The 26,500-nt window shown below is 62.4% G+C and carries 23 protein-coding genes and 1 pseudogene; 9 read left to right on the top strand and 15 right to left on the bottom strand.

Features of this window, described 5'->3' with window-relative positions:
• Positions 1–71: 71 nt before the first annotated feature.
• The 6 genes from dhaL to dhaK are packed head-to-tail and all read left to right on the top strand — an operon-like array spanning position 72 to position 4,429.
• Positions 72–674: a dihydroxyacetone kinase subunit DhaL gene (gene dhaL, locus NKH28_RS01665; protein WP_352469938.1), complete on the top strand. Its 603-nt coding sequence runs from the start codon at positions 72–74 to the stop codon at positions 672–674.
• Positions 671–1,060: a dihydroxyacetone kinase phosphoryl donor subunit DhaM gene (gene dhaM / locus NKH28_RS01660; RefSeq protein ID WP_352469937.1), complete on the top strand. Its 390-nt coding sequence runs from the start codon at positions 671–673 to the stop codon at positions 1,058–1,060. The genes dhaL and dhaM overlap by 4 nt, the downstream gene beginning before the upstream one ends.
• Positions 1,061–1,082: 22 nt before the next feature.
• Positions 1,083–1,385 (top strand): HPr family phosphocarrier protein, encoded by a 303-nt coding sequence (locus NKH28_RS01655; protein WP_023676329.1) that lies wholly within the window; start codon positions 1,083–1,085, stop codon positions 1,383–1,385.
• Positions 1,369–2,985 (top strand): phosphoenolpyruvate--protein phosphotransferase, encoded by a 1,617-nt coding sequence (gene ptsP, locus NKH28_RS01650; protein WP_352977590.1) that lies wholly within the window; start codon positions 1,369–1,371, stop codon positions 2,983–2,985. Before NKH28_RS01655 ends, ptsP begins: the two co-directional genes overlap by 17 nt.
• Before the next feature lie 8 nt (positions 2,986–2,993).
• Entirely contained in the window at positions 2,994–3,416 is a 423-nt protein-coding gene (locus NKH28_RS01645) for a hypothetical protein (RefSeq protein ID WP_023676327.1), read from the top strand.
• 26 nt (positions 3,417–3,442) lie between these two features.
• Positions 3,443–4,429: a dihydroxyacetone kinase subunit DhaK gene (dhaK, locus tag NKH28_RS01640; RefSeq protein ID WP_352469935.1), complete on the top strand. Its 987-nt coding sequence runs from the start codon at positions 3,443–3,445 to the stop codon at positions 4,427–4,429.
• Between the two features lie 285 nt (positions 4,430–4,714).
• On the opposite strand, the gene NKH28_RS01635 is transcribed toward dhaK, so the two are convergent.
• A complete protein-coding gene (locus NKH28_RS01635; protein ID WP_352454688.1) occupies positions 4,715–5,506 on the bottom strand; it encodes a DUF2259 domain-containing protein in 792 nt (263 codons plus the stop codon).
• A gap of 170 nt (positions 5,507–5,676) precedes the next feature.
• On the opposite strand from NKH28_RS01635, the gene NKH28_RS01630 reads away from it, so the two are divergent.
• Both NKH28_RS01630 and NKH28_RS01625 read left to right on the top strand, forming a co-directional pair.
• The gene (locus NKH28_RS01630) at positions 5,677–7,584 is read left to right on the top strand and encodes a propionyl-CoA synthetase (RefSeq protein WP_352977588.1); all 1,908 of its coding nucleotides are present in this window, start codon (positions 5,677–5,679) and stop codon (positions 7,582–7,584) included.
• A 193-nt stretch (positions 7,585–7,777) separates the two neighbouring features.
• Positions 7,778–8,479, top strand: a complete 702-nt coding sequence (locus tag NKH28_RS01625) for a metallophosphoesterase family protein (RefSeq protein WP_352469933.1) — start codon at positions 7,778–7,780, stop codon at positions 8,477–8,479.
• Between the two features lie 15 nt (positions 8,480–8,494).
• On the opposite strand, the gene NKH28_RS01620 is transcribed toward NKH28_RS01625, so the two are convergent.
• The 6 genes from NKH28_RS01620 to NKH28_RS01595 all read right to left on the bottom strand — a co-directional run bounded on the left by NKH28_RS01620 (position 8,495) and on the right by NKH28_RS01595 (position 16,105).
• Complete coding sequence (locus NKH28_RS01620; RefSeq protein WP_352469932.1) at positions 8,495–10,915, bottom strand: polysaccharide biosynthesis tyrosine autokinase; 2,421 nt, start codon at positions 10,913–10,915, stop codon at positions 8,495–8,497.
• Positions 10,916–11,066: 151 nt separating this feature from the next.
• The gene (locus NKH28_RS01615) at positions 11,067–11,963 is read right to left on the bottom strand and encodes a UTP--glucose-1-phosphate uridylyltransferase (RefSeq protein ID WP_352681429.1); all 897 of its coding nucleotides are present in this window, start codon (positions 11,961–11,963) and stop codon (positions 11,067–11,069) included.
• A gap of 75 nt (positions 11,964–12,038) precedes the next feature.
• Positions 12,039–12,989: a glycosyltransferase family 2 protein gene (locus NKH28_RS01610; RefSeq protein WP_352681431.1), complete on the bottom strand. Its 951-nt coding sequence runs from the start codon at positions 12,987–12,989 to the stop codon at positions 12,039–12,041.
• A complete protein-coding gene (locus NKH28_RS01605) occupies positions 12,979–13,929 on the bottom strand; it encodes a glycosyltransferase family 2 protein (protein WP_352540410.1) in 951 nt (316 codons plus the stop codon). Before NKH28_RS01605 ends, NKH28_RS01610 begins: the two co-directional genes overlap by 11 nt.
• The gene (locus NKH28_RS01600) at positions 13,929–14,921 is read right to left on the bottom strand and encodes a glycosyltransferase family 2 protein (protein WP_352540409.1); all 993 of its coding nucleotides are present in this window, start codon (positions 14,919–14,921) and stop codon (positions 13,929–13,931) included. Before NKH28_RS01600 ends, NKH28_RS01605 begins: the two co-directional genes overlap by 1 nt.
• 11 nt (positions 14,922–14,932) lie before the next feature.
• Positions 14,933–16,105, bottom strand: coding sequence for a glycosyltransferase family protein (locus NKH28_RS01595; protein ID WP_352540408.1), 1,173 nt, complete (start codon positions 16,103–16,105; stop codon positions 14,933–14,935).
• 302 nt (positions 16,106–16,407) lie between these two features.
• Between NKH28_RS01595 and NKH28_RS01590 the strand changes: the two are divergent.
• Positions 16,408–17,460 (top strand): annotated as a pseudogene (locus NKH28_RS01590) (polysaccharide pyruvyl transferase family protein); the annotation flags it as partial.
• Between the two features lie 222 nt (positions 17,461–17,682).
• Here the strand turns inward: NKH28_RS01590 and NKH28_RS01585 are convergent.
• The 8 genes from NKH28_RS01585 to NKH28_RS01550 form a co-directional block, all read right to left on the bottom strand.
• Positions 17,683–19,146 carry a lipopolysaccharide biosynthesis protein gene (locus NKH28_RS01585; protein ID WP_352813834.1) on the bottom strand — a complete coding sequence of 488 codons (1,464 nt, stop codon included), beginning with the start codon at positions 19,144–19,146 and terminating at the stop codon, positions 17,683–17,685.
• Positions 19,143–20,312, bottom strand: coding sequence for a glycosyltransferase (locus NKH28_RS01580; protein WP_352977586.1), 1,170 nt, complete (start codon positions 20,310–20,312; stop codon positions 19,143–19,145). The genes NKH28_RS01585 and NKH28_RS01580 overlap by 4 nt, the downstream gene beginning before the upstream one ends.
• A 189-nt stretch (positions 20,313–20,501) precedes the next feature.
• Complete coding sequence (locus tag NKH28_RS01575; protein WP_352872239.1) at positions 20,502–21,581, bottom strand: glycosyltransferase; 1,080 nt, start codon at positions 21,579–21,581, stop codon at positions 20,502–20,504.
• A gap of 31 nt (positions 21,582–21,612) precedes the next feature.
• Positions 21,613–22,944 carry a UDP-glucose dehydrogenase family protein gene (locus NKH28_RS01570; RefSeq protein ID WP_352469923.1) on the bottom strand — a complete coding sequence of 444 codons (1,332 nt, stop codon included), beginning with the start codon at positions 22,942–22,944 and terminating at the stop codon, positions 21,613–21,615.
• An 85-nt stretch (positions 22,945–23,029) separates the two neighbouring features.
• Positions 23,030–23,896, bottom strand: a complete 867-nt coding sequence (gene exoK / locus NKH28_RS01565) for an endo-1,3-1,4-beta-glycanase ExoK (RefSeq protein WP_352767249.1) — start codon at positions 23,894–23,896, stop codon at positions 23,030–23,032.
• Between the two features lie 131 nt (positions 23,897–24,027).
• Positions 24,028–24,429 (bottom strand): hypothetical protein, encoded by a 402-nt coding sequence (locus tag NKH28_RS01560; protein WP_352469921.1) that lies wholly within the window; start codon positions 24,427–24,429, stop codon positions 24,028–24,030.
• Between the two features lie 269 nt (positions 24,430–24,698).
• On the bottom strand, positions 24,699–25,721 hold the full coding sequence (locus tag NKH28_RS01555; protein WP_352469920.1) for a glycosyltransferase family 2 protein: 1,023 nt from the start codon (positions 25,719–25,721) through the stop codon (positions 24,699–24,701).
• A gap of 455 nt (positions 25,722–26,176) precedes the next feature.
• A complete protein-coding gene (locus NKH28_RS01550) occupies positions 26,177–26,497 on the bottom strand; it encodes an exopolysaccharide production repressor protein (protein ID WP_352469919.1) in 321 nt (106 codons plus the stop codon).
• Positions 26,498–26,500 lie beyond the last annotated feature (3 nt).

The following is a 26,500-nucleotide window of genomic DNA, read 5'->3' as shown; positions in this document are numbered from 1 at the left end:
GAATGCTTCAATTGCCGGATATGCAATTTTCTCGTACTGCCGGCAGCGCAGGGGCCAGGAGCATGGGTGATATGGCGGCAGCGGATATTTCCAGGCTGATCGAGGCGGCGGCAAACACGATCGCCGCACATGCCGACGAGCTGACCAGTCTCGACCAGGCCATCGGCGACGGCGACCATGGGCTCAACATGAGACGCGGCTTCGAGGCAGTGCGGGCCGAGGCCGGCGCGTTTGCGACAAAGCCGTTGCCCGAGGCGCTGAAGGCGATCGGCACCAAACTGGTGATGACCGTCGGCGGAGCCTCCGGTCCGTTGTTCGGCACGCTGTTCATGGCGCTCGGCAAGGAGATTTCCGCCGCGCCGGGTCGCGCCGACCTGGCGGCGGCCTTCGGCAAGGCGATCGAAGCGGTTGCCGCCAGAGGCAAGTCGCAGGCCGGGCAAAAAACCATGTTAGACGTGCTGCAGCCGGTGCATGAGGCCCTGCTGCAGGGAAAGACGGCAGCGGACATCGTCGAGATCGCCGACAACGCGGCCGACGCGACCGTGCCGATGAAGGCGCTGCGTGGGCGCGCCTCGTTCCTTGGCGACCGTTCGATCGGTCATATGGATGCCGGCGCACGCTCGACTGCGCTTCTGGTGCGGGCCGTAGCCGAGGCAATCGAGAGGCGCGCATGAGCAATGTCGGCATCGTCATCGTATCGCATTCGCCGCTGGTCGCCGAAGGCACCGCCGACATGGTGCGGCAGATGGTCGGCAACGAAGTGCCGCTTGCATGGTGCGGGGGAAACGGCCATGGCGGGCTGGGAACCAATGTCGAGGCGATCATGGACGCCATCGACAAGGCCTGGTCGGAGGCGGGGGTCGCGATCCTCGTCGATCTCGGCGGTGCCGAGACCAATAGCGAGATGGCGGTCGAGATGATCGGCGAACCACGCGCCCAGAAGATCATTGTCTGCAATGCGCCGATCGTCGAAGGCGCGGTGATGGCGGCGACCGAGGCTTCCGGCGGCGCCTCGCTCAGGGAAGTGGTGGCGACGGCGCACGAATTGTCGCCGTCGTGAACGAACGGGAATTTTGACAAGCATGTCCGCAGCAGCCGAAGCCAGCGTCCTGATCACCCATGAGGTGGGACTGCATGCGCGTCCTTCGGTGAAGTTCACCAAGCTTGCCAAGACGTTTTCGGCCGACGTCGAGATTGCGCTCGCCGCCAACGGGCCATGGTTCGACGCCAAGAGCATCGTCAAGGTGATGGCGGCGAAAGCGCCGAAAGGCACTGTCCTGCATATCAGAGCCAAAGGGGACGGCGCCGGCGAGGCGGTCGGCGCACTGGTCGAGCTGGTGCGGCGCGATTTCGACGAAGGCAAGGACCATGCCCGAACCGCTTAGGCTGCAGGGCATTTCGGCATCGGCCGGCTATGCCGAGGGGCCGCTGTTCAATCTGGACCAGGCTGCTGTGCGTTATGTCCGCAAGGCGACTGCCGCGGACGAGAAGGCGGCGCTTGAGGCCGCCATCTCCATTGCCGCAGGCCGGCTCGCGACATTGATGGAAACCAGCGACAGCGAGGCGGCCGGTATCCTCGAATTCCAGCTCGCCATGCTGGAGGACGACGCGCTGACCGGCCCGGCCTTTGAGCGAATTGCCGAGGGCATGGCTGCTGATGTGGCTTGGCGAAAAGCGCTCGACGCCGAGATAGCCGGCTATGAAACATCCGAGCAGGACTATTTCCGGGCGCGCGCGGCCGACATGCGCGACATACGCGACCAGGTGCTACGCGCGCTTGCCGGGGGCGGCGACATTGCCGCGCCGGCAGGTGCGATCTTCTACGGCGAGGATATCGCACCGACGCGCTTCCTCGAAACCGACTGGAGTGCCGGCGGCGGCATAGCACTTACGGCCGGAAGTGCCGCAAGTCATGTCGCAATGCTGGCACGCTCACGCGGCGTGCCAATGGTGGTGGGGTTGGGGCTCGTAGCGCGTGGGGTAGCCGGGCCCGGTGCTTCGCCGGCTCACCTTGCCGGAATCGCACTGCTCGATGCCGAACATGGCGGCATCGTGTTGGCGCCTTCGAAAGTGGAGATCGACGCATTCCGGCGATCGTCGTCGTCTTTCGCGGCGCATCGCGACAAAGCGGCAGCCTATTTGACAAGGCCGGCAGCAACGAAGACCGGCATAGCGGTCCACGTGCAGGTGAATATTGCCGATCCGTCCGATGTCGACCGCATCGATGCTGCGGCGTGCGACGGTGTCGGGCTGATGCGGACCGAATTCCTGTTCGGCAAGACGCTGCCGGACGAGGAGACGCAATATCGCGCCTACCGTAGAGTGCTGGAATGGGCAGGCGACAGGCCGGTGACGATCCGTACTGTCGATGCGGGCGGCGATAAACCTGTGCCGGGCCTGACCGTCGAGGAAGGTAATCCATTCCTTGGCCTGCGCGGGATCAGGCTGTCGCTGATGCGTCCGGAGATCTTTGGTGTGCAGATCCGCGCCTTGCTACGTGCCGCCATGCACGGCAATCTGAAGGTGATGTTCCCGATGATCGCCGTTCCGGAAGAGTATGAACACGCCACCGCGCTGTTCGCTGAGGAGCAGGCTGACCTTTTGGCGCGCGGCATCGCGCACAAAATGCCGCCGCTTGGCATCATGGTCGAGGTGCCGTCGGTGGCCATCGCACCGGAGGCATTCGCCAAGGCCGCTTTCTTCTCGATCGGTTCGAATGATTTGACCCAATACGTGATGGCCGCCGCGCGCGACAATGCGTCGGTCGCACATTTGAATTCCGTCAGGCATCCGGCCGTGCTCCGGCTGATCGCCTCGGTTGCCGCCTTCGGCCGCGAGCATAATATCCCGGTCAGCCTGTGTGGCGATGCCGGCGGCGACCCCGCCTCGATCCCGGCGCTGCTCGAAACCGGCCTGCGTGACCTCTCCGTCGCTCCCGCCCAACTCGCGATGGCCAAGGCGGCCATCGCGGACGTTTCGATCTAGGCCCCGGTATGGCAGACAAGGCGTCGCAATCCGGCCCCGAAGAGGCGATCCGCGCCTACAAGACGATCCTGTCGCAGGTGATCGACCAGCGCCCGTCCGGCATGCGCCAGCGCCTCGCCGATGCGCTGGGCAAGCATCGCAGCTTCGTCACGCAGATTTCCAGCCCGGCCTATTCGACGCCGATCCCGTCGAAGCATTTGCCGGCTATCTTCTCCGTCTGCCATTTCAGCCCGGCCGAACGCGATCATTTCCTTGAGGCCTACCATCGGGCGCATCCGGGAAAGATGTCGCTGGCCGCAGGCTTGCGCAAGACACGCCATGTCTCGCTGATCGTTCCCGATTTCGGCGACGACAAGCAGAACGCGGCGCTCGACCGGGCGGTCAACGATTTCATCCAGAAGATCACCAGCATTGCCGGCAAGGGCAGCTGACGCTGGGCTATTTCGGGAGGACGGCCATGAAGAAATTTTTGAATTCGGTCGATACGGTGCTGACCGAGAGCCTCGACGGCTTCGTTGCCGCGCATGCCGATATCCTGGCGCTTGGCGCGGAACACAGATTTGTCCGCCGCAAGCTGCTCACACCGGGCAAGGTGGCGCTGATCTCCGGCGGCGGCTCGGGTCACGAGCCGCTACATGGCGGGTTCGTCGGGCACGGCATGCTGGATGCGGCCTGCCCCGGCCAGGTATTCACCTCGCCAACGCCTGACCAGATGATGGCGGCGGCCGAAGTCGTCAATACGGGCGCCGGCTGCCTGTTCATCGTCAAGAACTACGAGGGCGACGTGATGAATTTCGACATGGCCGCTGAAATGTCGGAAGGCGTGATGCAAATCGTGACCAATGACGACGTTGCGGTCGAAAACTCGTCCTACACCACCGGCCGGCGCGGCGTCGCCGGCACGCTGGTGGTCGAGAAAATCGTCGGCGCGGCGGCCGAACAAGGCATGGCACTGGAGCCGTTGAAGGCGCTCGGCGAGCGCGTCAACGGCGCGACGCGCTCGATGGGCGTGGCGCTGACCAGTTGCACCGTGCCGGCGGCGGGCAAGCCGACCTTCGATATCGGCGACGGCGAGATGGAGTTCGGGGTCGGCATCCACGGCGAGCCTGGGAGGCGGCGCGACACATTGAAAAGCGCCGATGCTATCGCCGAGGAGATCTGTACCGCAATCCTGGGTGACCTGGGCGACGGTGCCAGAGGCCAGGCGCTACTCTTCGTCAACGGCTTTGGCGGCACACCGTTGATGGAGCTTTATCTGATGTACAACAGCGCCCGCAAAATCTTCGAGAAGCACGGCGTGACGGTGATCCGGTCGCTGGTCGGGTCCTATGTGACCTCGCTCGATATGGCCGGCTGTTCGATCACGCTGAGCATGCTCGACGACGAGGCGGCTATTTGGTGGGATGCACCGGTACATACGGCCGCGCTGCGCTGGGGCATGTAGCGGCGGAGAATGCCCCAGAAATAGTCGGTGACAAGACCGGTATCGGCAACGCCGCGCATCGCCAGACAGGTTGCCCTCCTCACCCTGCGTAAGATAAAGAATCTGCGGGTTTGGGGAGTTCGAGCATGCGTTACAATTGGGATCGGGCGCCGACGGGTTTCGAGCGCCATGGAAAGGTGCTGGCAGCCGCCTTGCTGATCGTCGGCGGGGTCGGACTTATGCTCGCTGCCCTCCCGCTTTAGGGACAACAAACTCGGGTAGCGGACTACGTCTCAGCGCGTTGCCTCAGTGCGCCTGGCCAGTCACGGCGATGAAACGGCGGTCGCGCCCTTCAAATCCCTGGCTGAAGCGCTGCACGAGCACCGCAAGCACGCCCGGTTTTCCATCCGGGGTGAATGCGTAAGATTCCGACAGGCTGTAGGAAGTCGGGCAATTCCTCGAACCGGGCACCGCCTTGTCCTCATGCAGCAGCTTGATCGGCTTGCCGTCCTGACCCTGCAGCGTCAGGCGAAAGCCGAGCGCCTTGCCGGTCGTTTCGCCTTGCAGCGTCGCGTCGAAACTCGCTGAACAATCCGCCGTGCTGTCGGCACGGATCTGCTCGAGCTGGATGGTGCCAAGCTCGTCATAGGCCGGCGAAAGCCATTTTTGCGAAACCTGCTCGAGGCGCGCAATGTCATTGTAGGCGACCATGTCGTCGGGAAAGGTGAACCTGTCCAAGGCAGTCCGCTCGCCGCGCGGCGCGATGGCATATTTGGCCAGCAAGGGCGCCGCCAGTTCGGCGGCCTGTGCCCTCGCCTGCGCAAGCGTCAATGTCGAATCCTCCGTCTCGTCGGCGATGACGATCGGCTTGCCGCCGACGAACTCATCGGTCCGCGTGTCGATGATGTCGATCTCCGACCAGCCCGAATCCGAAGCACCGGCATCGAGCGTGCCGTACTGTTCGAAGGCGAAGTAGTTGCCGTCTGGCGAAAAGCCGATGACGCGCCGAGCCGCCGCGTCGCCTGCCTGAGCAGCTGAAGCGAGCACCACCGCCAGCGTCGCAACCGCGGCAAACCCAAGCTCATATCGCAATTTCATCGCGCCCTGCCCCTAGTGCCGAAAATTCGAACGATACCGGCCCCCAGACCACCATGACCCGCACTTGCGGCCAAGTTAGAACGACGGCAAACGAAACGCACAAATACATGGTTACACAAACCAGCATACGCTATTTCAAGGACAGCAAACATTCCTGGGGAGGAAGCTGGATGGCGTCACGCTACCACGAGGTCTATGACGACTGGAAACGCGACTCGGAAAAATTCTGGGCCGATGCCGCGGGCGAAATCGACTGGTTCTCGCCCTTTGAGACGGTGTTCGACGCCAATGCCGGCGTCTATGGCAGGTGGTTCATTGGCGCCTCGTGCAACACCTGCTTCAATGCCGTCGATCGTCATGTGGCGGGCGGCCGTGCCGACCAGATCGCGTTGATCCATGACAGCGCGATTTCCGGCACAATCAGGAAGTTCACCTATACCGAGTTGAAGCGCGAGGTGATCGCGCTGACCTCGGTGCTCAAGAATCGTGGCATCCAAAAAGGCGATCGCGTCATCATCTACATGCCGATGGTGCCGGAAGCAGCCTTCGCCATGCTTGCCTGTGCGCGGATCGGCGCCGTGCATTCGGTGGTCTTCGGCGGCTTTGCCTCGCATGAGCTCGCCACCCGCATCGACGACGCCAAGCCGAAGCTGATCATCTCCGCTTCCTGCGGCCTGGAGCCAGGGCGCGTGGTTGCCTATAAGCCGCTGCTCGACAAGGCGATCGAGATGTCGCGGCACAAGCCGGAAAGCTGCCTTATCCTGCAGCGCGACCAACTGCGCTGCGAACTCAGGGAAAACCACGATATCGACTATGCCGACGCCGTGGCGCGGGAGCGGGCCGCGGGTGCCAATGTCGACTGTGTTCCGGTGCTTGCCACCGATCCGCTCTACATCATCTACACGTCGGGCACGACCGGCCAGCCGAAGGGAATCGTGCGTGACAATGGCGGCCATATGGTCGCGCTGAAATGGTCGATGGAAAACGAGTTCGGCGTCAAACCGGGCGAAGTGTTCTGGGCGGCTTCCGATGTCGGCTGGGTGGTCGGCCATTCCTATATCGTCTACGGCCCGCTGCTGCATGGCTGCACAACGATCCTGTTCGAGGGCAAGCCGGTCGGCACGCCCGATGCCGGCACCTATTGGCGTGTGATCGCCGAGCATGGCGTCGTCGCGCTGTTCACCGCGCCAACCGCCTTTCGCGCCATCAAAGGACAGGACCCGAAGGGCGAATTCGTCCCGAAATACGACCTGTCCAAATTCCGGACGCTGTTCCTCGCCGGCGAGCGCGCCGATCCCGAAACCATCAAATGGGCGGAGCAGAAATTGACCTTGCCGGTGATCGACCATTGGTGGCAGACCGAGACCGGCTCGCCGATGACCATCAACCCCGCCGGACTGGGCCTGTTGCCGGTCAAATACGGCTCGCCCGGCGTGCCGATGCCCGGTTATGACATCCGCGTGCTCGACGATGCCGGGCATGAGGTCAAGCGTGGTACGCTTGGCAATGTCGTGGTGAGATTGCCGTTGCCCCCCGGCTGCCTGCCGACGCTGTGGAATGCCGACGAGCGGTTTCGCCAAGCCTATCTCGACGAGTTCCCCGGCTTCTACAAAACCGCGGATGCCGGCATGATGGACGAGGACGGCTATCTCTATGTCATGGCTCGCACCGACGACATCATCAATGTCGCCGGCCACCGGCTATCGACCGGCGCCATGGAGGAGATTCTGGCCGCGCATCCCGACGTCGCCGAATGCGCCGTCGTCGGTATGGCCGATGCTATGAAAGGCCAGGTTCCACTCGGCTTCGTCGTGCTGAATGCCGGCGTCGACCGCGACGCCGGCATCATCGAAAACGAGGTTGTCACCCTAGTGCGCGAACGGATCGGCCCGGTCGCTGCCTTCAAGACGGTGGTGACGATCAAGCGCCTGCCGAAGACGCGCTCCGGCAAGATCCTGCGCGGCACCATGCAGAAGATCGCCGACAAGGAGGAATGGGCCATGCCGGCAACGATCGACGACCCGGCCATCCTCGACGAGATCACCGCCGCGCTGAACCGCCGCGGCATCGGCCTGTAATGGGCGCCGAAGCCGAGTTGCGTCCGAAGCTCCGGTATGGAACGACCGGCGCCGGACGTGGTATCCACGCGCGGTGTCGTCATGTTGTTTCGGAATCGAGACGCACCCACAGCCATGCGAGACGCCATACGTGACCCTGTTCCAGCGATCGAGAAAGCCCCAGGCCGCGGCACGCCAGCGGCTGGAGATCGATATGCGGGGCGCAGTCGTCTATGCGATCGGCGACGTGCATGGCTGCTACAAGGAACTCCGCGCCCTGGAGCAGAAGATCGTGCTCGATTCGGCGCCCTTCGAAGGGCGCAAGCTCATAATCATGCTTGGCGACTACGTCGATCGTGGACCCCAGTCGGCGCGTGTGCTCGATCATCTGCTGGCGCCACCGCTCCGTGATTTCCAGCGCATCTGCCTTGCCGGCAACCACGAAGTCGTGATGCTGAACTACGTCGACGGGATCATTTCGAGAGAGTCGTGGCTGGCGATAGGCGGCCTGCAAACGCTGTTTTCCTACGGCGTCGACCCGTCGCGCATGGCCGATCTCTATGGGTCAAGCGAGGAGGTCGACAAGCGCATTCGGGAAGTCATTCCAGCCGACCACATTAGCTTCATGCGCGCGCTGCCGGTCATGGTCTGTTCGGCGAAATTCGTGTTCGTCCATGCCGGCATCAGGCCCGGCATCGACCTCGCCGCGCAGGACGAGGACGACCTGCTGAATATCCGTTCGGACTTCTTCGACGCTGCGCATCTTCTCGACCGCTATGTCGTGCACGGACATACGCCGGTCGACACTCCGAAGCTCGAGGGACGCCGGCTTGGCATAGACACCGGCGCCTTCCAAACCGGCCAGCTGACCGCCCTCAGGATCGTCGACAACCGCGCCAGGTTGATATTTTCCTGAGCGCGATGTCGTCGCTCAGGCGGCTGCCTTGGTGCGCGCTTCCGATTTTTCCAGATAGTAGCTCGAATATTTGTCGAAGAATTTTTCCGAGCCGCCGATCGCGCCATATTTGGCCAGCTTCTTCAGTTCGACCTTGTTCAGCACCGCGCCAATGATCTTCTTGGCGATGTAGGGCTCCGAGCTGAGCATGGATTGCACCATCGCACGCGGCGTGCGTCCCCATTCGGTGACCAGCACGAAGCCGTCGACAAGCGGAGCGAAGGCCTTGGCGTCGACGACAGGCCCGAGCGGCGGCAGATCGACGATGATGTATTCGAAGGTTTCCTTGGCGTTATCGATGAAACGCCGCATGCCGGCTGAAGACAGAAGCTCGCTGGTATGCGAAAACTGGCCACGCAGGACGGCCGGGATGATAGCCAGCTTGGTCTGCCGGTCGATCTTGCCGACCGACTGCCATGTCTGCCCGCTCACCACAGCTTCCATCAGGCCCTGCTCGGCCTCCATACCGAGGCTGCGGCTGAGGCCGGGATTGCGCAGGTCGCCGTCGATCAGCAGCGTTTTCGATCCGTTGACGGCAAGCAGCCCGGCAAGATTGGCCGCCACCGTCGACTTGCCCTCGCCGGGAAGCACCGAGACCACGCCGATGACCCGGCTGCCCTGGCCTTCCATGACGACATCGAAGGCGATCTTGGCGTTGCGCAGCGTCTCGGAGAACATCGATGCCGGGGCATCGACGGTTACCCGCATCCGCGCACGTTTTTCGGCTGCCGACAATGTTTTGGAGGGCTGGGACTTGGAGGACTTGGCGGTCTTGGATTCAACGACTTTGACGTCAGGCTGACCGCCATTGCGCTGGTCATCCTTGCCAGCCTTGCCGATGACCGGCAGGTAGCCGAGGAATTTGAGGCCGACCCGGTCGCGCACATCCTCGCCGGTCCTGAAGAAGCGTTCCCTGAATTCATTCAGGCCACCAACCCCTGCCCCCAGCATCATGCCAAGCGCCAGCGAAAGCCCCAGCACGATGGCTGTGCGGGGGGTTGCGGCCGACTGCGGCATCGTCGCGTCCGAGATGACCCGGATCTTGCCGACCGGGAAGGATTGCTGCTGGGCGGCCTCCTCATAGCGGTTCAGGAACGTCTGGTAGAGCGTCGACAGCGCCGTCGCCTTTTGGTCCAGCTCACGCAGCTTGACCTGCGACTGGTTGTCGATGGAGCTCTTGCCAGCCGCCAAGGCGACATTTGCGCGGAGCGCGGTTTCGCGCGCCAGAGCGACCTCGTATTCGTTGCGGTAGCTTTCGGTCAGTTGCTTCAGCTCGCCGAAAATCTGCGCCGATATGTCGGCCTTCTCCTTGGCGAGCGCGACGGCCTGCGGATGTTGCGGGCCGAAATTGGCTTCGACATCCTGCTGTCGCTTGGATACGGTGAGATAGCGGTTCTTCAGCGTCGTGATGACCGAGCTGCTCGGCTGGTCGTTCGATATCGCAGCGTCCTTGAACGCGTTGTCCGAGCCGCTTTCGACGATCGACTTGTACTGCTGATAGCGGGCGCCGGCACGTGCTGTATCGGCCTGCGCGACGATCAACTGGGTGTTGAGATCGGACAATTGCTTGTCGCTGATCAGCTGGCCGTCATTGACGGCCAATCCGTGTTCGGCCCTGAACTTTTCGACCGCCAGTGCAGCCGCCTGGGAGCTCTCACGAAGCTCGGTCAGCCTGCCTTGCAGCCAGACCGCCGCCCGCTCGGTCGCGTCGAAGCTGGCATCGAGTTGATCGGCTAGATAGGCATCGGCATAGGCCTTGGTGATGGCGGTCGCAAGCGCCGGATCCGTCGCCTGGAAGGAGATGCTGATGACAAAGCTCCGGCCGATCCGCTCGGCATCGAGTTGGGTCTGCAGTTTGAAGATTGCGTAGTCACGGGGCGATGAGGATGCGGTGATCGCGTCACGCGTCGCAGCATCAAGCTGAGTGACATCGGTTGTGCTAGCGGCGCGCTTGGGGCGGACAGACTGGACGATACCGCGCACAAAGCCAGCAACCTTCGACAGGGCCGACGTCGGAGGGTTCATGAAAGCGTCGTTCTGATCGAGCTTCAGCTTGTCGACGACCACCCCAGCCAGCCTGGCCGACTGTAGTATTTCGATCTGGCTCAGAACGGCGGAGTCGGTCTGCATGCTGACCGACGCCGCCGAAATGTCGTCGACGACCTTGTTCAATCCTTCGTCGATCAGCACGCTGCTCGTCGCCACATAGGTAGGAGGCGTCGTCTGCAAATAGAGCACGCCGAGAAAGAGACCGATGACGGCGCAGGCGGCAACCACTTTCGCCTGCCGCGCGGCCATGCCAAGCAGGCGCTCGATGTCGATGAAGTCTTCGGCGTTTGCCGCATTAGAAGCCGGCAATGGCGTCCTCTTGTCGACAGGAAAATTGGCATAGTTCATCTTCGGTCCAATTCTAGTTTGCAGGCGCTACCGCCTCGAAGGTCGGGACATAGGGTGCAAACCTTGCGCCGGACACAGTGCGCGTTACGCGCGGCGCAACGGCCTGTCCTGCGTCATCAGCCGCACCCACAATGCCTCGAAAAAATGGACATTATGCGGCTTCTTCCCGACGCTGATGCGACCGGACGAATTCCTGCAGCATCTCGAAGATCGGGCCCTTCATGTCCTCCCGCGCCAGCGCGAAAGCGATATTGGCCTGGATGAAACCCTCCTTCGAACCGCAGTCGAACATGCGGCCGTCGAAAGGCTGGGCGAAGAAGGCCTGGGTCTGTGCGAGACGCACCATTGCGTCGGTCAGCTGGATCTCGTTTCCGGCGCCGCGTTGCTGGCTGGCAAGCAACGAGAATATCTCGGGCTGCAGGATGTAGCGGCCGTTGATGTAGAAGTTCGACGGCGCGTTGGCAGGAGCCGGCTTTTCGACCATGGCCGTCACCTCGAAGCCCGTGCCGACATCCGCGCCGCGCCCGACAATGCCGTATTTGCTGGTCTCGGTCGGGTCGCAACGCTCGACGGCAATAACGTTTGCGCCAGTCTGCGCATAAAGATCGGCGACTTCGGCGAGACAGCCGCGCCCGCCAAAGGATACCATGTCCGGCAACAGCAACGCGAAGGGCTCGTCACCGATGACTTCGCGCGCGCACCAGACGGCATGGCCGAGGCCTTGCGGCGACTGCTGGCGGATGAAGCTCGTCGCGCCGGCGACGGGAAGCAGGCTTTCAAGCGATTCGAGTTGCGCCTTCTTGCCGCTCTGCTCCAGGGTTCCGATCAGTTCAGGATGCAGGTCGAAATAGTCCTCGATCACCGCCTTGTTGCGGCCGGTGACGAAGACGATGTGCTCGATGCCGGCCTCGAACGCCTCGTCAACCGCATATTGCACGACAGGCCTGTCGACCACCGGCAGCATTTCCTTCGGCATGGACTTGGTCGCCGGCAGGAACCGCGTTCCGAGCCCCGCCACCGGTATGACTGCCTTCCTGACTTTTTTCATTGCATGTTCCTTCTGAGGAGATCGATTTCAACCCTGTCGCAGGCGGCGAAACTGTCTTCATTCACCTGCAGCCCTTCACCTCCCCGCCACCACGGCAAACTGTGCCGCTACCCTTCGCAGCCGGACGGCGATCGGCATGCTCATATGCCGAACCGCCGCCGGATCGCTGAGCGCCGTCCATATCGCCTTGAGCGGGGACCGCGCCTTGATGTGCTGGACCAGCGACAGGAATGATGCCGCCCGGCGCAGGCTGCGAGCGCGCCTGGCGAACGCCGCCTCGGCCGCAGCATCCATGGAATGGGTCGCGGCGAAGGTGGCATCGGCCCTGCGCATCGCCTCGACGTGATGAAGTTCGAGCACCCGGGAGATGGAACCGGTGCGAATGTGGTAGATATAGCCCGTCGTCGGCTCGACGACGCATTTGCCGCCTTTAGCCAGAGCACTGGCCAGGAGGATATAGTCTTCGCCAATGATCAGGCTTTCATCGTAACGAAGCCCGTTCTCGTTCAGGAACCGGCGCTGGAAGATCGGCTTGAGGTAGCCGAGATTGAACCTCGATTCGAAGAGGACGTTACCGCCGATGAAATCCGCCAGCGAGATTGAACCGAGGCCTTCCAGATAGTCGGCCGGGAACATCGTCTCTTCGGCAACGCCATCCTCGCGAACGACCTGCAGATTATCGACCGCGATCTCGGCGCCCGCTTTCTCCGCGCGCTCGATCATGGTGCAGATTCGCCCGGGATAGACCGCGTCGTCCGAATCTAGGACCGCGACCCACCTGCCGCGGGCAAGCTCAAGGCCGGCATTCCTGGCGCCGCCGGGGCCACGGTTTTGCTCAAGCGCGACAACGCGTACGATGTCTTCGGGGTAGGATCTCGCCAGGTCGAGCGTCCGGTCGCGCGACTTGTCGTCGACGACGATGACCTCGACGCTGATATTGCGCTGGGCGACGGCGCTGGCAATCGCCCGATCGATGGTCGCCTCGGCATTGTAGGCGGCAATCACGAAGCTCACATCAGGCTGCACGCTTGCCCCCTTGCTGCGGCGAAGACAGGCCGTATTGGCGGATTTCACGAACCCCGACGAGGCCGCTGACGACGCCGACATGCATAATGCCGCGAAGCACGCTGCGGTTCCGACGTACGGGGTCGATGGCGACCGGAATTGCCGACAGGAAACTGTAGGCGGCCTTTGCCGCGGCAATGCCGACCTGCTTGAGCCGGGCAAGGCCGTGTGCGTTGCGCCCCAGAAGATGACCATGCGTCTGCCCAACGCGGAACCGGCGGCGGCCGAGCCAGTCGAATGCCGCCCTGGCAGGTGGCACCGCTTCGTCGACCCAAGCCTCCGGCGAAAAGGCGATGCGGCCGCCGGCCTTGACCATCTGGTCGAAGAATTCCGTATCTTCGCCGCCGGTCTGGCCACGTGCCAGGCTGAAGCGCCGGCCGCGCAGGCTCTCAGCGCCAATCCTGAGCAGGACGTTGCAGGTGTAGCCGGTGCGGATTTCGCCGCTCACCCAGACCGGCAAGGTCGAGTGGAAATCGCCTTTGCGCATCCAGGCGGGCGCATCCGGCAGGTAACGGGCTTGCACCGGCCCAAGCACCGTCGCAGCACCTGTTGCTTCCGCCGTCGCCACCAGTTCGGCAAGCCAGCCAGCGGTGGCCGTCTCGTCATCGTCGATAAAGGCGACGAAATCCGCCGCACTGGTATCGAGGCAAGCGTTGCGCGCGATCGAGATGTTTCGGGCCGGGGCGTGCCGGTAGGTCACCGGCAGCTTCAACTCCGCAGCCAGCGTCGTCACCATCTGTTCGGCCGTCGGCGTATCGTCGTTGTCCGCGATGATAACACCGACGTCGAATCCCGCGGGCATATCCATGGCCGCTATGGAGCGAAGCGTGTCGGCAAGCTCCGGCCGGCGAAATGTGCAGACGCAGATATCGATGCTTCGATTTTTCCTGACCGGGTCCATCACGCTACCCTGCGCTGCGGTCGCGGTGCGAGCAGTTGCAGCCAGAAACCGACCGACCAGCCGAAATGCATGACCATTGCCGAGACGCCAGCAAGGGCAATGTCGGCTTTGCGCTGGCTGAGAGCGGTCCAAAAGCCGTAGCCGAGGCAGACCGACGCCCATAGCAAAAGCGGCACGGCCGCCAGCCAGTGGACGAAGGAAAAGGCGGCGAGAAGAACCACGGGGAACACTAGAAGCGGCATCATCTGCCGGATCTTCGGGATCATGCGGTGCTTGAGAACGTTCTTCGCCCGGCCACGGCCATAGCCGAGATACTGAAAATAGAGGCCCTTCAGCGAGGAACGCGGGTAGTAGACCATTTGCGTCTTGCCGGTCATCCAGATGCGGTAACCGGCCTGGCGGAGCCGATAGTCGAGTTCGGCATCCTCATTGTGGCTGAACGTTTCGTCATAGCCGCCGACCGCGGTGAAGGCCGATATCCGTATCAGTGCGTGGTGGCCATGATCGACCCATTCTCCCGCCGAAAGATGCCGGTGCTTGGAGCCGCCGGTGCCGAGCCTGGAGTTCTGCGCCGCTGCCGCTGCTTTCTGAACCATGCCGCTGCCACTGGTCAGCATCGAGACGACGACCGAATCCGCACCGGTGGCCTGCGCTTCTTCGACCAGCCGGTCGCAATAATCCGCAGGATAGCCGCCATGCGCGTCGATGCGAATGAGATAGTCGACGCCTTCCCCGAACCTGGCGACGGCGAGATTGATTGCCGCGCTCTGCAAGCGCTTTTCATTGTGCAGTAGGATCACCCGCTGATCTTTTGCGGCGATGTCCGCGACGATCGTCCTGGTGCCGTCCGTGCTGCCGCCATCGGCAACGATGATCACGGCGCCCAGCCTCTCGGCCGCAGGGCGGAGCTCTCGAAGCAACGCGCCGATATGGGCCGCTTCGTTCAGGCACGGAACCACGATCGTGCAGGATGGAATTTCGGTTTGCGTCATCGGCAGTCCTTCTATGCCAATGCTTCGGCAGCATATGGACCGGGAGCCGCAGTCAGCCCGCGGAGCTTTTCGACGAGCGCCCGACAATCGGCGCGGTCGTAGCTCCAGGTGCGCGGATTGCGGGCGAGAACACGCGCCCTCAATGTCCCGAACCGATGCTGCTCCATCGTGCCGACGGCGACTTCGAGCGCCTCGGGCGTGGCTTCTGGCAAAAGAACCCCTATGCCTTGCCGGTCGAGGAACCGGCCGGTTTCGGTGGCTCCCATCGAAATCGGCACGGCTCCGAAGCGGCAGCCCTCATAGAGCCGGTTGGGCAGCAGCCATTCGGAGTTCAGGCCCTGCTCAAAAAAGTCGATGGCCCAGGAAAAGTGGACCTCGCGGTAGATCGCCGCCATATCCTCGGGATTGCGGTAGGGCCCGCCAAACGAGAGCCAGGGTTCCGATTCGACGAAACCGTGGAAATCGGGAAATTCGGACAGCGCCGGGCGGCCCCTGAGGACGATTTCAAAGCGGCCGTCGAGGCGGCGCGAAAATTCGGCCAGAAGCTCCAGGGAACGGCGGCAGCGGAGCGCCCCGAACCAGCCGATCCGCCAAGGCGGCGCTACGGGGTTCTCCGGCGCCGCGCGGTCATCCAGCGAGGCCGCGGCTGGCTCGAAATACTTGTTTTCGAGCAGTTCGACTGGGGCGGCAATCTGCCCGAACGGCTTGAAATAGTTGGCGATGAAGGCCGGAGAGCTGGTCACCAGAAGCTTCACATCCCTAGCCAGGAAGCGTTCTGCGCCGCGCATCGCCCATCCCAGTGGATCGTCGCGAAGCAGCAGGCGATGGATATCCAGGCACTCGTAGACGATCGGCACCGTTGCCTGGAAAGCCGATCTGGCGCGGCGGGCAAGCGCCAGCATTTCCAGATTGCGCGCGACAATGAGGTCGGGCCGTGGCATTGAGCCCAGCTTCGAGCCGGTCGAGACAACTGCCTTCATGATCGCGGCCAGACGTTGGGCGAATCGGCCATCACGAGTCGGGCCGAGATCGATCGGCTGCAAGCCCTCGACATCAGCAACTGCGCTTGCCGTACGACGAAAGCCCGCCAGCGTAACCTGGGCGCCGCCTGCCTTGAGCATTATGATCCGCCGGCGCACTGCCGGGTCGGAGACGTCGTGTACCAAGTACAAGACATGCAGCATGAAAACTCGACCGCTGTTGGCCCGCCCGCGACAATGCTAGTACAGCTCTTGCTGCATCGCAACATTTTTGGTTGCAGCGTAGCAAAGATCCCCGTTTTTTGTTGCACTGCAAAATCGATGGGTTAATCTCGCTCTGCTTGGGCCACATGGACCGCGCGTTGGCCTGCCATCGGGCTGCGCGCCAATAATCACGACGCGAGGACCATCCTTGGCGTGCAGCATTTTCGGCCAACCCGCCTGCAATCCGCCCCTTCGCACCCGTCGATGGAAGCACGGGACTACTCACGAAATGAGGTCATTCCATGAAGATCGCGGTTGAAAACACCGTCTGCCTGAATACCGGGGATGCAGCGATTCTCCTGGCGATCCGCCATGTTTTCAAGACGATCGTGCTAGACGATATCCAGTTCTACGTCTTCGACAGCCAGCCGGAGGTGGCGGCGAGGCTCTACACGAAGAAAGAGTATCCTGATCTCGAATTCCACAAGCTGCTGTCGGAATCGCTGTTCCGCTACAAATACGGCAGCGGGCTGAAGAACCTGTTCAAGCCGATCTACAATCGGCTCGTCCTCAATGCCCTGCGGCGGTTCGGCTTCCGCGGCGTTCTCGGGCGTTTGTTCAGTTCAAGCAATCGCCGTGGTCTCGATATCTACAAAGACGCCGACCTCGTGGTCACGACAGGCGGAACCTATCTTGTCGAGACTTACAATCTGGAACGGCGACTTAATCAATTCCGGATCGACGCGATTCTGGGCAAGGACCCCGTCTTCTTCACGCAATCGCTCGGCCCGTTCAACAAAATTTACAATCGCCAGGAGTTGAGCCCGATCTTCGACCGGAGCCCGCTCATCCTGCTGCGCGACGAACGTTCGCGAGGCCACATTGTGGACATAGTGAAAGACCCCGGCAAATGCCACGTCGTGGCCGACGCCGTCTTTGCCCTGGCCGATACTGACAGGATCGGAAAAATTCTGGCCTCCTGCCAGTCGGCGACCGTCACCGGCCGCGTCGCCATTTCCGTCCGTCACTGGAACTATGTCAGCGACGGCGAGGGTGGCATGCGCCGCTACATCGACTCGATCCGCGCGATCGCGACCATCCTGGTCAGGGACCACGCCAAGGAGGTCACCTTCGTCTCCACCTGCCAGGGCGTGCCGGAATACGCCCATGATGATTCCAAGACGGCGCGGGCTATCGTTGCCGAACTCGATCCGGAGATCGCCAAGCATGTCAGCGTGGACGCTTCGTTCCACACGCCGGAGCAACTGATGGCACTGGTGAAAGGCTTCGACTTCGTCGTCGCAACGCGCATGCACATGATGATCATGTCGCTCTGCGTCGGCACGCCGGTGCTGCCGATTGCCTATGAATTCAAGACCAAGGAACTTGCCAAGCGGATCGGCGTCGCCGACCTGCTGCTCGACATCGACACGGTGACGCCCGAGGAAGCGAGCGCGAAGCTCGGCAGACTTACCGCCAATCTCGACCTCTATCGCAGGACGAGCCTTCAGGCAGTGCTTGAGGAGCATGCGTCGGCGATGTCGGCAGGTGAGCTTTTGAGGCCGGTGATTGCCGGCCTAGCGGGCGTTGCGCATGGCGCTGGAAAGCGTGGTGAACAGGGCGCTGCGCGACTGGCGAAGGGCGAGCATGAGGACCAGGCCGATCGAATAATTGAGGGCACCCGCCAGGACCACCGCGAGCAGGTCTGACTGGCTGGTCAGCGATGCCGGCAACTCGCGGTACACGGACCAGGCAAGCAGCGACGACGCGATGAATAGTCCCTGCATGACCAGGAAGTCGGCTGCGGTCACCGGGCCGACCCGGTGGACAAGAACGGCAAGTACCGGGACGCGCAGCACATAACCGCTGATCGCGTAGGCCGCCGCGACACCGACGGCGCCCCAGTGCAGGCCGATGATGAAGGCGGCGACCGTCGTCAGCGACGAGTAGATGCCCCAGTGGAACATGGTCTTGGTCTTGCCCTGGCAGATGAAGATCCATCCGGTGGTGCTCGAGACGGACTGGATCAGGCTGGCGATGCCCAGCCAGGCGAAGATCGGCGCCACCGCCGTCCAGCGCTCGCCGAAGAGGAGCCCGACGACCTGGTCCGACGTCAGCGTCAGCGCCGCGATGCCGGGCATAGTGATGGCCGCCAGCATCCAATTGGTTCGCACGTAGATGTCGCGAAACCGCGCCTTGTCCTCATGGATGCGGCTCAGCAGCGGCACCATCACGCGTGTCAGCGGCTGGTTGATGTTCTGCAGCGGAAACAGCAGGAGCTTGTAGGCGCGGTCATAATAGCCGAGCTCGATCGCGCCCGAATATTTTCCGATCAGGATGTTGTCGAGATTGCGCGAGAAGAAGTTGGCCAGATTGAAGCCGGTCAGATTGGCGCCGAAGGACAATATGTCGGTATCGACCTTCAGGTCCGGCCGCGACGGCGTCCAGCGCGCCACCTGCCATGCCGCGACCAGCGCGACAACAGCCGAAACCGCCGGGCCAATGACCAGCGACCAGTAGCCCAGCCCCGCATAGGCGGCGATTGCGGTAGTCGCAAGTCCGGCAGCGGCGGTAATCACATCGTTCAGCGCGAGTTGGCCAAAGCGCAAGTGACGGTTCATCAGCGCCAGCGGCACCGCGGCGAGGCTGCCAAGCAGCAGCGGCAAGGCAGAGCCGATGGTGATCCCGACCATGCGTTGATCGCCATAGAAGGCAGCGATGGCGGGTGCCAGGCATGCAACCACCACGGCACTGCCCATCCCCACCAGCGCACTGATCCAGAATACCTGGTTGAGCTGCTCGGTGCTGATATCCTTGCGCTGGACCACAGCCTGTTGCAGGCCAAGATTTTGAAGCAGCCCGACAAAGGCCACGATCGGCCCGACGGAAGCCACCAGGCCGAAATCCTCGGGCACGAGCAGACGGGCAAGCACGATGACCGAGAGAAACTGGATCGCCATCTTGAAGCCTTGCGCGCCGATCGTCACCATGCCGCCGCGCAGGGCGACGCGACCGAACTGGGGGGGCGGGTTGGCGTTCATGCCGGCTGCCTGGCTTCGGCCAGTTGAGCAACGATCTGCGCAAAACGTTCGTTGAGTACGTCCGCGTTGAAATCCTGCTCGATCTTGCGGCGCGCCGCATATGCGATGCGCTCGCATTTGTCCGGGTTCTCTGCCACCCAGACAAGCTTGCGGGCCAACGCCGCAACGTCTCGCTCCGGTGCGAGGAAGCCTGTCTCCTGATCCTCGATCAGTTCGGGGATGCCCGAGTGATAGGTGCTGACGACGATCAGCCCGGCGGCCATAGCTTCCATCAGCGCCACCGGAATACCCTCGAGATCGCCGTCTCGCGCGGCTACGCTAGGCAGCAGGAATACGTGGGCATTGCGCAGGCGCTGCTTGACCTCGGCATGCGGACGCGGCCCGAGGAAAGTCACCCGGTCGGCAATGCCGAGATTTGCGGCGAGCTTCTTCAACTCTTCCAGCAATTCGCCGCCGCCAATCACCGAATAGACCCAGTCGCGCCGCGGCAGGCTGGCGAGCGCCCGAAGGGCGAATTCGATGCCCTTCTTTTCGGTCAGCCGGCAGACCGAGATGAAGGACAGCGTGTCCCGGTCCCAGGAACGCCAATGGTAGCCGATCTCACCGGGCCGCACGCCCATATGGTGAACCATGACTTGCGCCGGGGGTGCGCCGACGCCGATCAGGGCGTCGCGGAAAAACGCGTTCACCGGGAGCTGGAGAACGCCCTTGTCGAAGACAACCTTGTAGCGCGTGAGCGTGTTGTCATGCAGCGGTTCGCCGACATCGCGGCCGTGGAATATGGTCACCAGCGGAGCGGAAATCCGGCCTCGTTTCATGGCGCGGGCGACGCGCATGCCGTTATTGCCGAAATGCGCGACGATCACATCGGCGTTCTGCAACTTGCGCGCAAAAGCGATGTCGACAGCGGTCGAGAGCTTATCCCAGAACCTGCCCGACCATCTCCTGAGCGTCGGCCGAAAGCGCCCCAGCCCGCCCCACCAGCAGACGACCTTGCCAGGGAGAGCCTGCCAGCGGCGATCGTCGATGTTGCTGTCCTTGCCGAAGGACGTCTCGTTGCAGACGACGCCGACTTGCATGCCGCGCTCGAGGCACCCTTCTATCTGGTCGAGGACGAAGGTCTCCGACAAAGAGGGGAACTTATCAACTACGAAGCAAATCTTCATCGAATGGACGATCTTTCGAGGCCGGTCGGCGATCTGCTCGCGCGGATGAGGGATGACGCCCGTCGCCGCCGTGCGAGGCGCCTCAAGCGTCCGGTGTTGTGCGTGTCGTTGTCCCAAAGCAGCTCCCACCCCTGGGTCAGGCGCAAAGGCAGGCTTTTGAACGACGTGGATGGTTTTGGACGAATTGCATCAGGCGGCACGCTCCAGCGCGCCTTGCCTGGCGCGGTCGAGAACGCCGAGAAAAGTCGCGAACTGGCCGTCGGGGTTCATTTGCGGCCGCTCCGAAAACAGCTGCGCCGCCGCCGACAGCCGATCGTACTCGGCCTTGTCGCTCCATAGTCGCCTGACCGCGGCGACCCAGTCGTCGAGCGGTGCGTCATAGTCGAGCACCACGCCGCCGGCGCCAATCGCCTCCGGCAGGCCGCCGCGACGGGACCCGACGACTGGAATGCCGCTGCAATGGGCCTCGGATGCCACCCGCCCCCAGGCCTCTTCCCATTTGCTGGGCGCCAGCAGGATCTTGGTGCGGCCATAGACGGTCTTCATGTCGCTGGTGCGGCTTTCCAGCCTGACGTTGCGCAGCGGGGCGATGATCTGTTCGATCTGCGCCCGATGGTCGTCGTCGAGCTTCCAGCTTTCGACGAACAGGAACGGAATTTCGGGGCATTGGCCGGCGATGCGCACGGCGAGTTCGAACCCTTTTTCGTTGTAAGGATTGATCAGCGTGACGAATTCACCGGTGGTCGGCGTGCTGTAGAGCCCGGGATTGATGGTCGGCGGGATCACGGTCGAGTCGATGCCGAACCTTTCCTTATAGGTGCGCGCAGTGAATTCGGAATTGGCGATATAAAGCGCCGAATGCAATTCGCGCAGGTCGCCGGCCAATTCGTGGAATTCGACGTTCCGCAGATAGACCACCAGCGGTATTCCGAGCGCCTGCAGCGCCTTTCCGATCGGCACCGATTTGTGGCACTGCACGACGGCGACATCGGGATCGAGCCGTTCGACCGCGAAGCGCGCCGCCTCCCAGGGAAACCATGCCCGCACGACCGGATAGCCGGGATAGCTGTCGATGACCGCTCGCTGGCGAAGCAGCTTCATCTTGGCGCGCGCCTTGAAGCCGAACATGCCGTCACCGAACAGCGCCGCCAGAACCGAGGCGTCATGACCGTGCTCGCGCAGCTGCTCGACCAGATGATGCGTGCTCGACTGAACGCCACCGCTGAACTGCGGCGTGTAGCCGTTGCCGCCCGCAAACAGAACTTTCATGGACCTGGCTCCTTGCTGGACCGCCCTAGCGTCACGCCGCCATTCTGCCGATGCTGTGGTATTCGATGCCGTGGCGGGCGATGACCTTGGGGTCGTAGAGATTGCGTCCGTCGAAGATAACGGGCGTGGTCAGCGCGTTCTTCAGCGCATCGAAAGACGGCGCGCTGAAGCTTTTCCACTCGGTCACGATCAAGAGCGCATCGGCGCCTCGCAGCGCGGCCTCCTTGGTGCCGCACAGTTGCAGGTCGTCGCGCAGCCCGTAGATCGCCTGGCATTCCTGCATCGCCTCGGGATCGTAGGCCTGGACATTGGCACCGGCGGCCCAGAGCGCTTCCATCAGCGTGCGGGCCGGGGCCTCGCGCATGTCGTCGGTATTGGGTTTGAAGGCCAAGCCCCACAGCGCAAATGTCTTGCCTTTGAGATTGCCCTTGAAATAGCGGTCCACCTTCTCGAACAGGACCGACTTCTGCTGGTTGTTGCGCTCCTCGACGGCACGCAGCAGCTTGGCGTCGAACTTGACGGCCTCGGCGGTCTTGATCAGGGCACGCACATCCTTCGGGAAACACGAGCCGCCATAGCCGAGGCCCGGATAGATGAAGTGGTAGCCGATCCGCGGGTCGCTGCCGATGCCCTTGCGGACTTCCTCGATGTCGGCGCCCAGTTGCTCGGCCAGGTTGGCCATTTCATTCATGAAGCTGATCTTGGTCGCCAGCATGCAATTGGCCGCGTATTTGGTGAACTCGGCACTGCGCACATCCATGACGATCATCTTTTCGTGGTTGCGGTTGAACGGCGCGTAGAGTTCGCGCATCACCGCCTCGGTGTCCTCGTTGCTGGTGCCGACGATGATGCGGTCGGGCTTCATACAGTCGCTCACAGCGGACCCTTCCTTGAGGAATTCCGGATTGGAGGCGACGTCGAAAGCCAGATCCTCGCGCCCGCGCGCCTTCAGCGTTGCGGCGATCCTGGCCTTTATCCTTTCGCAGGTGCCGACGGGCACGGTCGACTTGCCGACGACGATCTTGGGCTCGTCCATCTCACGACCGATGGCCTCGGCGACGGCCAGCACATATTTGAGGTCGGCCGAACCATCCTCGCCCGGCGGCGTGCCGACGGCGATCATCTGGATCTGGCCATGCTTGATCGCCGCGGCGGCGTCGGTGGTGAACTTGATGCGGCCGGCGGCATGGTTCTCCTTGACGATGTTTTCGAGCCCAGGCTCGAAGATCGGGACATGACCCTGGTTGAGCCGCTCGACCTTTTTTGCATCGATGTCGACGCAGACCACCTGATGGCCGACTTCGGCAAGCACCGCCGCCTGTACAAGACCGACATAGCCGATTCCAAAGACAGTCAAATTCATTCGGTTTCATCCCTGTTCAAGGCTTCGGGCCTGTTCGAGCTTCGGTTTTCCGACCACCTTCGGCCCGGCCGGTTCAGATGCGCTTCTAGTTTGTGTTGCATGCCAGCGATTCGGGGAATTGGCAGGGCTGGCCAAGTGCGGTGAATGCAACACGATCCACCTGCATGGTGAGCTTGCGGCCCGGATCCGAGAACGGCCCCATCCAGCCCTTCATCGTATCGCTGCCCCACAGGCTGAAATAGATCCTTTGCGAATGGGTGGGCAGCTTCGCCGGATCGGTGATCTCGTGGACAAGCTTGCCGTTGACGTACCAGCGCAGCCGGTCCTTTTCCCAGACGAAGGCGTAGTCGTTGAAGGCCTTGTCGGTGCCGCCGGCGACGTCGACCAGTTTCTCGTTCTTGCCTTTGCCGGCTATGTAGGCATTGACCTGGACCTTGGACGTGTCCTTGGTCAGCACCTCGAAGTCGATTTCATCATGCGGCTGCTTGTCGGCATCGCCGACGAAGCTGAAGAATGCCGCGTTGACGCCAGAGCCCGTGTCGGTCTTCATCCGCGCCTCGTAGGTGCCGTAGCCGAAGCGCTGCTTGGTCTGGATCTCGGCGCAGGCGAATTCGCGATCCTTCAGCTTGCGCTTCTCGAAACCGAGCGTCAGCATGCCGTCGGAAAGCCCGATCAGGCTTTTGGACCAGGTGCAGTTCTGATGCTTGCCGTTCGTCCAGCCGTCGGAAATGTACCAGCGCGCGCGACTGAGGCTGGTGAAATCATCGACAAAGGACGGCGCGGTTGGGAGATCCTGCGCGCCGGCGGGCACCAGGCCCGCAACCAGACTGCCGAGAACGACCAGCAGAAACGCGCCGTCTGAACGGAGCCGCCGCAGCTTGCCTGGGATCGGGCGCGTGAACGGGGTGCCTCGGGTTGCCGGGGCGGGCGTGCTTTTAAGATCTGCGTTCATATCAAACTCACCTTGTGCTGTGCGCCCCCAAAGCGATCGTTCGAACCGTGACGAAACAACCTGATCTTGACCTCTGTCGCTCCCAAGCTCCGTGTTGTGCCTAAAACCATTGCGCCGACCCGGGTGTTCGCTCAGCCTGTGCCGGAATCGGCGGGCTTCACAAAATCGGTCCTTATGTCGGGACCGTTCTGCCGCTTCTCTTCGAAGATTTCATCCAGCGAATGACGGAGATCCTTCATCTTCTGCATCTGGCGCGACAGCGCTGCGATGCGCCGCTCGCAATTCAGGATCGACCTGGTCAGTTCGCCGACTTCGGAAGACCTGCGAGAGGAGACCGTTCCGTTCTCCATCGCCTCAACCAGAAAGGCGGCATTGGTAGCCGTTGTCCTGTAGCGGTTCTCAAGGCCGCTCTTCTCCGCCTCGACTTCGGCCGAGATCTGGTCCAGCAGCTTTGCCAACCGATCAAGGCGCGAGGTGTCGGTCTGCGTGTCGCGCGCCGGATCTCTCGACCGGAAGCGAAAGATCGAGGCCATGCAGTCAGCGCCCCATCATCGTCGAGCTGGTGAACGGCCTTAGTGCCCGTCCACATTCAAAAGACATTTCTTGCATCGTCCAGCTCCTCCGACAGGGTATGTCTCGGGCCAGTTCGGTTGGCCGTCCAAAATTGCTGCACCGCAACATAGATTGCCATTCCCTGCGCGCATAGGCAACCACCTAGATCGTAAACTCATGAATCTCGTTGAAATGGTGCGAGCCGACCGAAGGGTAAGGGAGTGGCTACCGCCATCGCACGTTGACGTGCCTAGCTTTCGTTGGCCGTGCTGGTTCCGGCCATGAGGAAGCGCAGCGGCGGCACATGCTGACGCTTCGCAGCGAGACCAGCGCGGCGAAACAGCGCATCCAGCTTGTCGGAGGCAACGCCGCGGACGACGGCTGTGAGGTTGGACGAGCCGGCCAAGGCGTAGGCCGCGGCCGGTGCCAACCCGCGCTCAGCCTTCACGTCTAAAAACTTCCGCAACCGGTATTTGTCGCGGATGTGCCGCTCGTGCCTTCTCAGCGCAGCCTTCGATGCCTCCGGCAAACTGTCGATCGCAAGCAGTGCCAGGTCGGCATCGGCCAGATGCTTCAGGTCCTGGGTCTTGTGCCGTCCGCTCAGCGAATCGGCGCGCACGATCGCGCCGTAGCCACAGGATTTGATGACCTTGAAGCGCGCGCCAAGGGCAACCGCGCGCGCATAGAGTTCATAGTCTTCACCCAGGCGCAGCTTCTCGTCGTAGCGCAGCCCATGCCGATCGAGGAAGGCGCGGCTGATCACGGGTTTGAGGAACCCCAGTTCCCCTCGTTGCACACGGCGCCTGGAGATGTTGGCGTCGATGAAACCCTCGAAATCGAGGAATTCCGGCTCGGGCGAGAACGGTGGAGCCACGATTTTCGAAACGTCGGTTGCCGCGTCATCCCTGACAAGCATGATGTTGTCTGCGGCGAAATCCCAATCGGTGCTGGCGAACAGTCTGTGAAACCTGCCTTCGAAAAAGAAATCATCAGCGTCCAGAATGCTGATGAACGGCGACCTGGAACCGGCAATCGCGGCGTTGCGTGCAAAGGATGGGCCGCGATTGGCGTCGAAGCGGATGACGGAAAGACGGCCCGTGCCGTCGCCGGCCGCGTGGGCGACTTTCGCGGTATCGTCGGTGGACGCGTCGTCGACGACGACAACCTCCGCAACCTCAGGCTCGCGTAATGCCGATGCAATGGCAGCCGGGATTGTCCGCGCCGCATTGCGGGCGGCGATGATCACGCAGACCTGGAATGATGTCATAGACATGCCTCTCGGTTGCAGAAGCCGTTGCGGATTTCCTCGCCCCGTCCGCTCAATGCCCCACCGCCCATCCTGAAATGCATCGGCCCAAACGCCTATGCTGCAAGTGCGAAGCAAGCATCGCCAAAATCATCGGCGCCGTCCAGTTTTTCATTTTGCTGGGTGTCATGGCCCGGTTGGGCAGGCGGCGAGCCTCAATCGGGATGGCTCCAGAAATGCGCCGCTTGGCAGAGCCGTTCCTACACGCTCCATCAGAGCGCTCAACTGGCAGAAACCAGTTGCTGATCCTCGCCGACCGGACGGCGGCGGGGCGGAGCGAGCGCGTCGAGGCCCGCAGTGTCAAGGAATTGAAAGAACAGGAATGCCGACTGCCCGTGTCGTTGAGGTGAGCAATTCGTCAGGGGACCGGCGAGCTTGACCACAGGTCACATGGACATCGCAGACCGCGGCCAGGCCCGAAATCAGTGAAGGCCTCTCCTGGCGCTGAGTTTCTCGGCTTCGGCCGCTTCGTTCGAACTCAGCTTTCGTTCAGCGTCGCGGATTTTGTCGGCCGGGGTCGGGGCATTTCTGGCAACCATGGCAAAGACCAGCAGAAAATAACCCAGTTGGATGACTATAGCGCAGCCGATGACACGAAACAGCGTCGTACCGAGCGAGGCGCCGCCTAAATAGGACCAGACGATCACGATCGCCAGCGCAAAACACATTCCGATAATGAACTTTGGCAGTGACATACCCGATAGCCCATCAACCGGCTCGGGAAAAAATGTCGACAAGCCCACCCC

The sequence above is a fragment of the Mesorhizobium sp. M1227 genome, assembly GCF_040318315.1.
Taxonomy (GTDB): Bacteria; Pseudomonadota; Alphaproteobacteria; order Rhizobiales; family Rhizobiaceae; genus Mesorhizobium.
This window is presented reverse-complemented; position numbering and strand designations above follow the sequence as displayed.

Excerpts from the sequence above, each read along its gene's own strand:
- NKH28_RS01625 (WP_352469933.1), top strand. The coding sequence starts at position 7,778 with ATGCGGGGCGCAGTCGTCTATGCGATCGGCGACGTGCATGGCTGCTAC.
- dhaL (WP_352469938.1), top strand. The coding sequence starts at position 72 with ATGGCGGCAGCGGATATTTCCAGGCTGATCGAGGCGGCGGCAAACACG.
- NKH28_RS01570 (WP_352469923.1), bottom strand. The coding sequence starts at position 22,944 with ATGAATTTGACTGTCTTTGGAATCGGCTATGTCGGTCTTGTACAGGCG.
- NKH28_RS01620 (WP_352469932.1), bottom strand. The coding sequence starts at position 10,915 with ATGAACTATGCCAATTTTCCTGTCGACAAGAGGACGCCATTGCCGGCT.
- exoK (WP_352767249.1), bottom strand. The coding sequence starts at position 23,896 with ATGAACGCAGATCTTAAAAGCACGCCCGCCCCGGCAACCCGAGGCACC.
- NKH28_RS01605 (WP_352540410.1), bottom strand. The coding sequence starts at position 13,929 with ATGGACCCGGTCAGGAAAAATCGAAGCATCGATATCTGCGTCTGCACA.
- NKH28_RS01555 (WP_352469920.1), bottom strand. The coding sequence starts at position 25,721 with ATGTCTATGACATCATTCCAGGTCTGCGTGATCATCGCCGCCCGCAAT.
- NKH28_RS01600 (WP_352540409.1), bottom strand. The coding sequence starts at position 14,921 with ATGACGCAAACCGAAATTCCATCCTGCACGATCGTGGTTCCGTGCCTG.
- NKH28_RS01630 (WP_352977588.1), top strand. The coding sequence starts at position 5,677 with ATGGCGTCACGCTACCACGAGGTCTATGACGACTGGAAACGCGACTCG.
- NKH28_RS01580 (WP_352977586.1), bottom strand. The coding sequence starts at position 20,312 with ATGAAGATTTGCTTCGTAGTTGATAAGTTCCCCTCTTTGTCGGAGACC.
- NKH28_RS01645 (WP_023676327.1), top strand. The coding sequence starts at position 2,994 with ATGGCAGACAAGGCGTCGCAATCCGGCCCCGAAGAGGCGATCCGCGCC.
- NKH28_RS01585 (WP_352813834.1), bottom strand. The coding sequence starts at position 19,146 with ATGAACGCCAACCCGCCCCCCCAGTTCGGTCGCGTCGCCCTGCGCGGC.
- NKH28_RS01635 (WP_352454688.1), bottom strand. The coding sequence starts at position 5,506 with ATGAAATTGCGATATGAGCTTGGGTTTGCCGCGGTTGCGACGCTGGCG.
- NKH28_RS01560 (WP_352469921.1), bottom strand. The coding sequence starts at position 24,429 with ATGGCCTCGATCTTTCGCTTCCGGTCGAGAGATCCGGCGCGCGACACG.
- NKH28_RS01615 (WP_352681429.1), bottom strand. The coding sequence starts at position 11,963 with ATGAAAAAAGTCAGGAAGGCAGTCATACCGGTGGCGGGGCTCGGAACG.
- NKH28_RS01595 (WP_352540408.1), bottom strand. The coding sequence starts at position 16,105 with ATGCTGCATGTCTTGTACTTGGTACACGACGTCTCCGACCCGGCAGTG.
- NKH28_RS01655 (WP_023676329.1), top strand. The coding sequence starts at position 1,083 with ATGTCCGCAGCAGCCGAAGCCAGCGTCCTGATCACCCATGAGGTGGGA.
- NKH28_RS01575 (WP_352872239.1), bottom strand. The coding sequence starts at position 21,581 with ATGAAAGTTCTGTTTGCGGGCGGCAACGGCTACACGCCGCAGTTCAGC.
- dhaM (WP_352469937.1), top strand. The coding sequence starts at position 671 with ATGAGCAATGTCGGCATCGTCATCGTATCGCATTCGCCGCTGGTCGCC.
- dhaK (WP_352469935.1), top strand. The coding sequence starts at position 3,443 with ATGAAGAAATTTTTGAATTCGGTCGATACGGTGCTGACCGAGAGCCTC.
- ptsP (WP_352977590.1), top strand. The coding sequence starts at position 1,369 with ATGCCCGAACCGCTTAGGCTGCAGGGCATTTCGGCATCGGCCGGCTAT.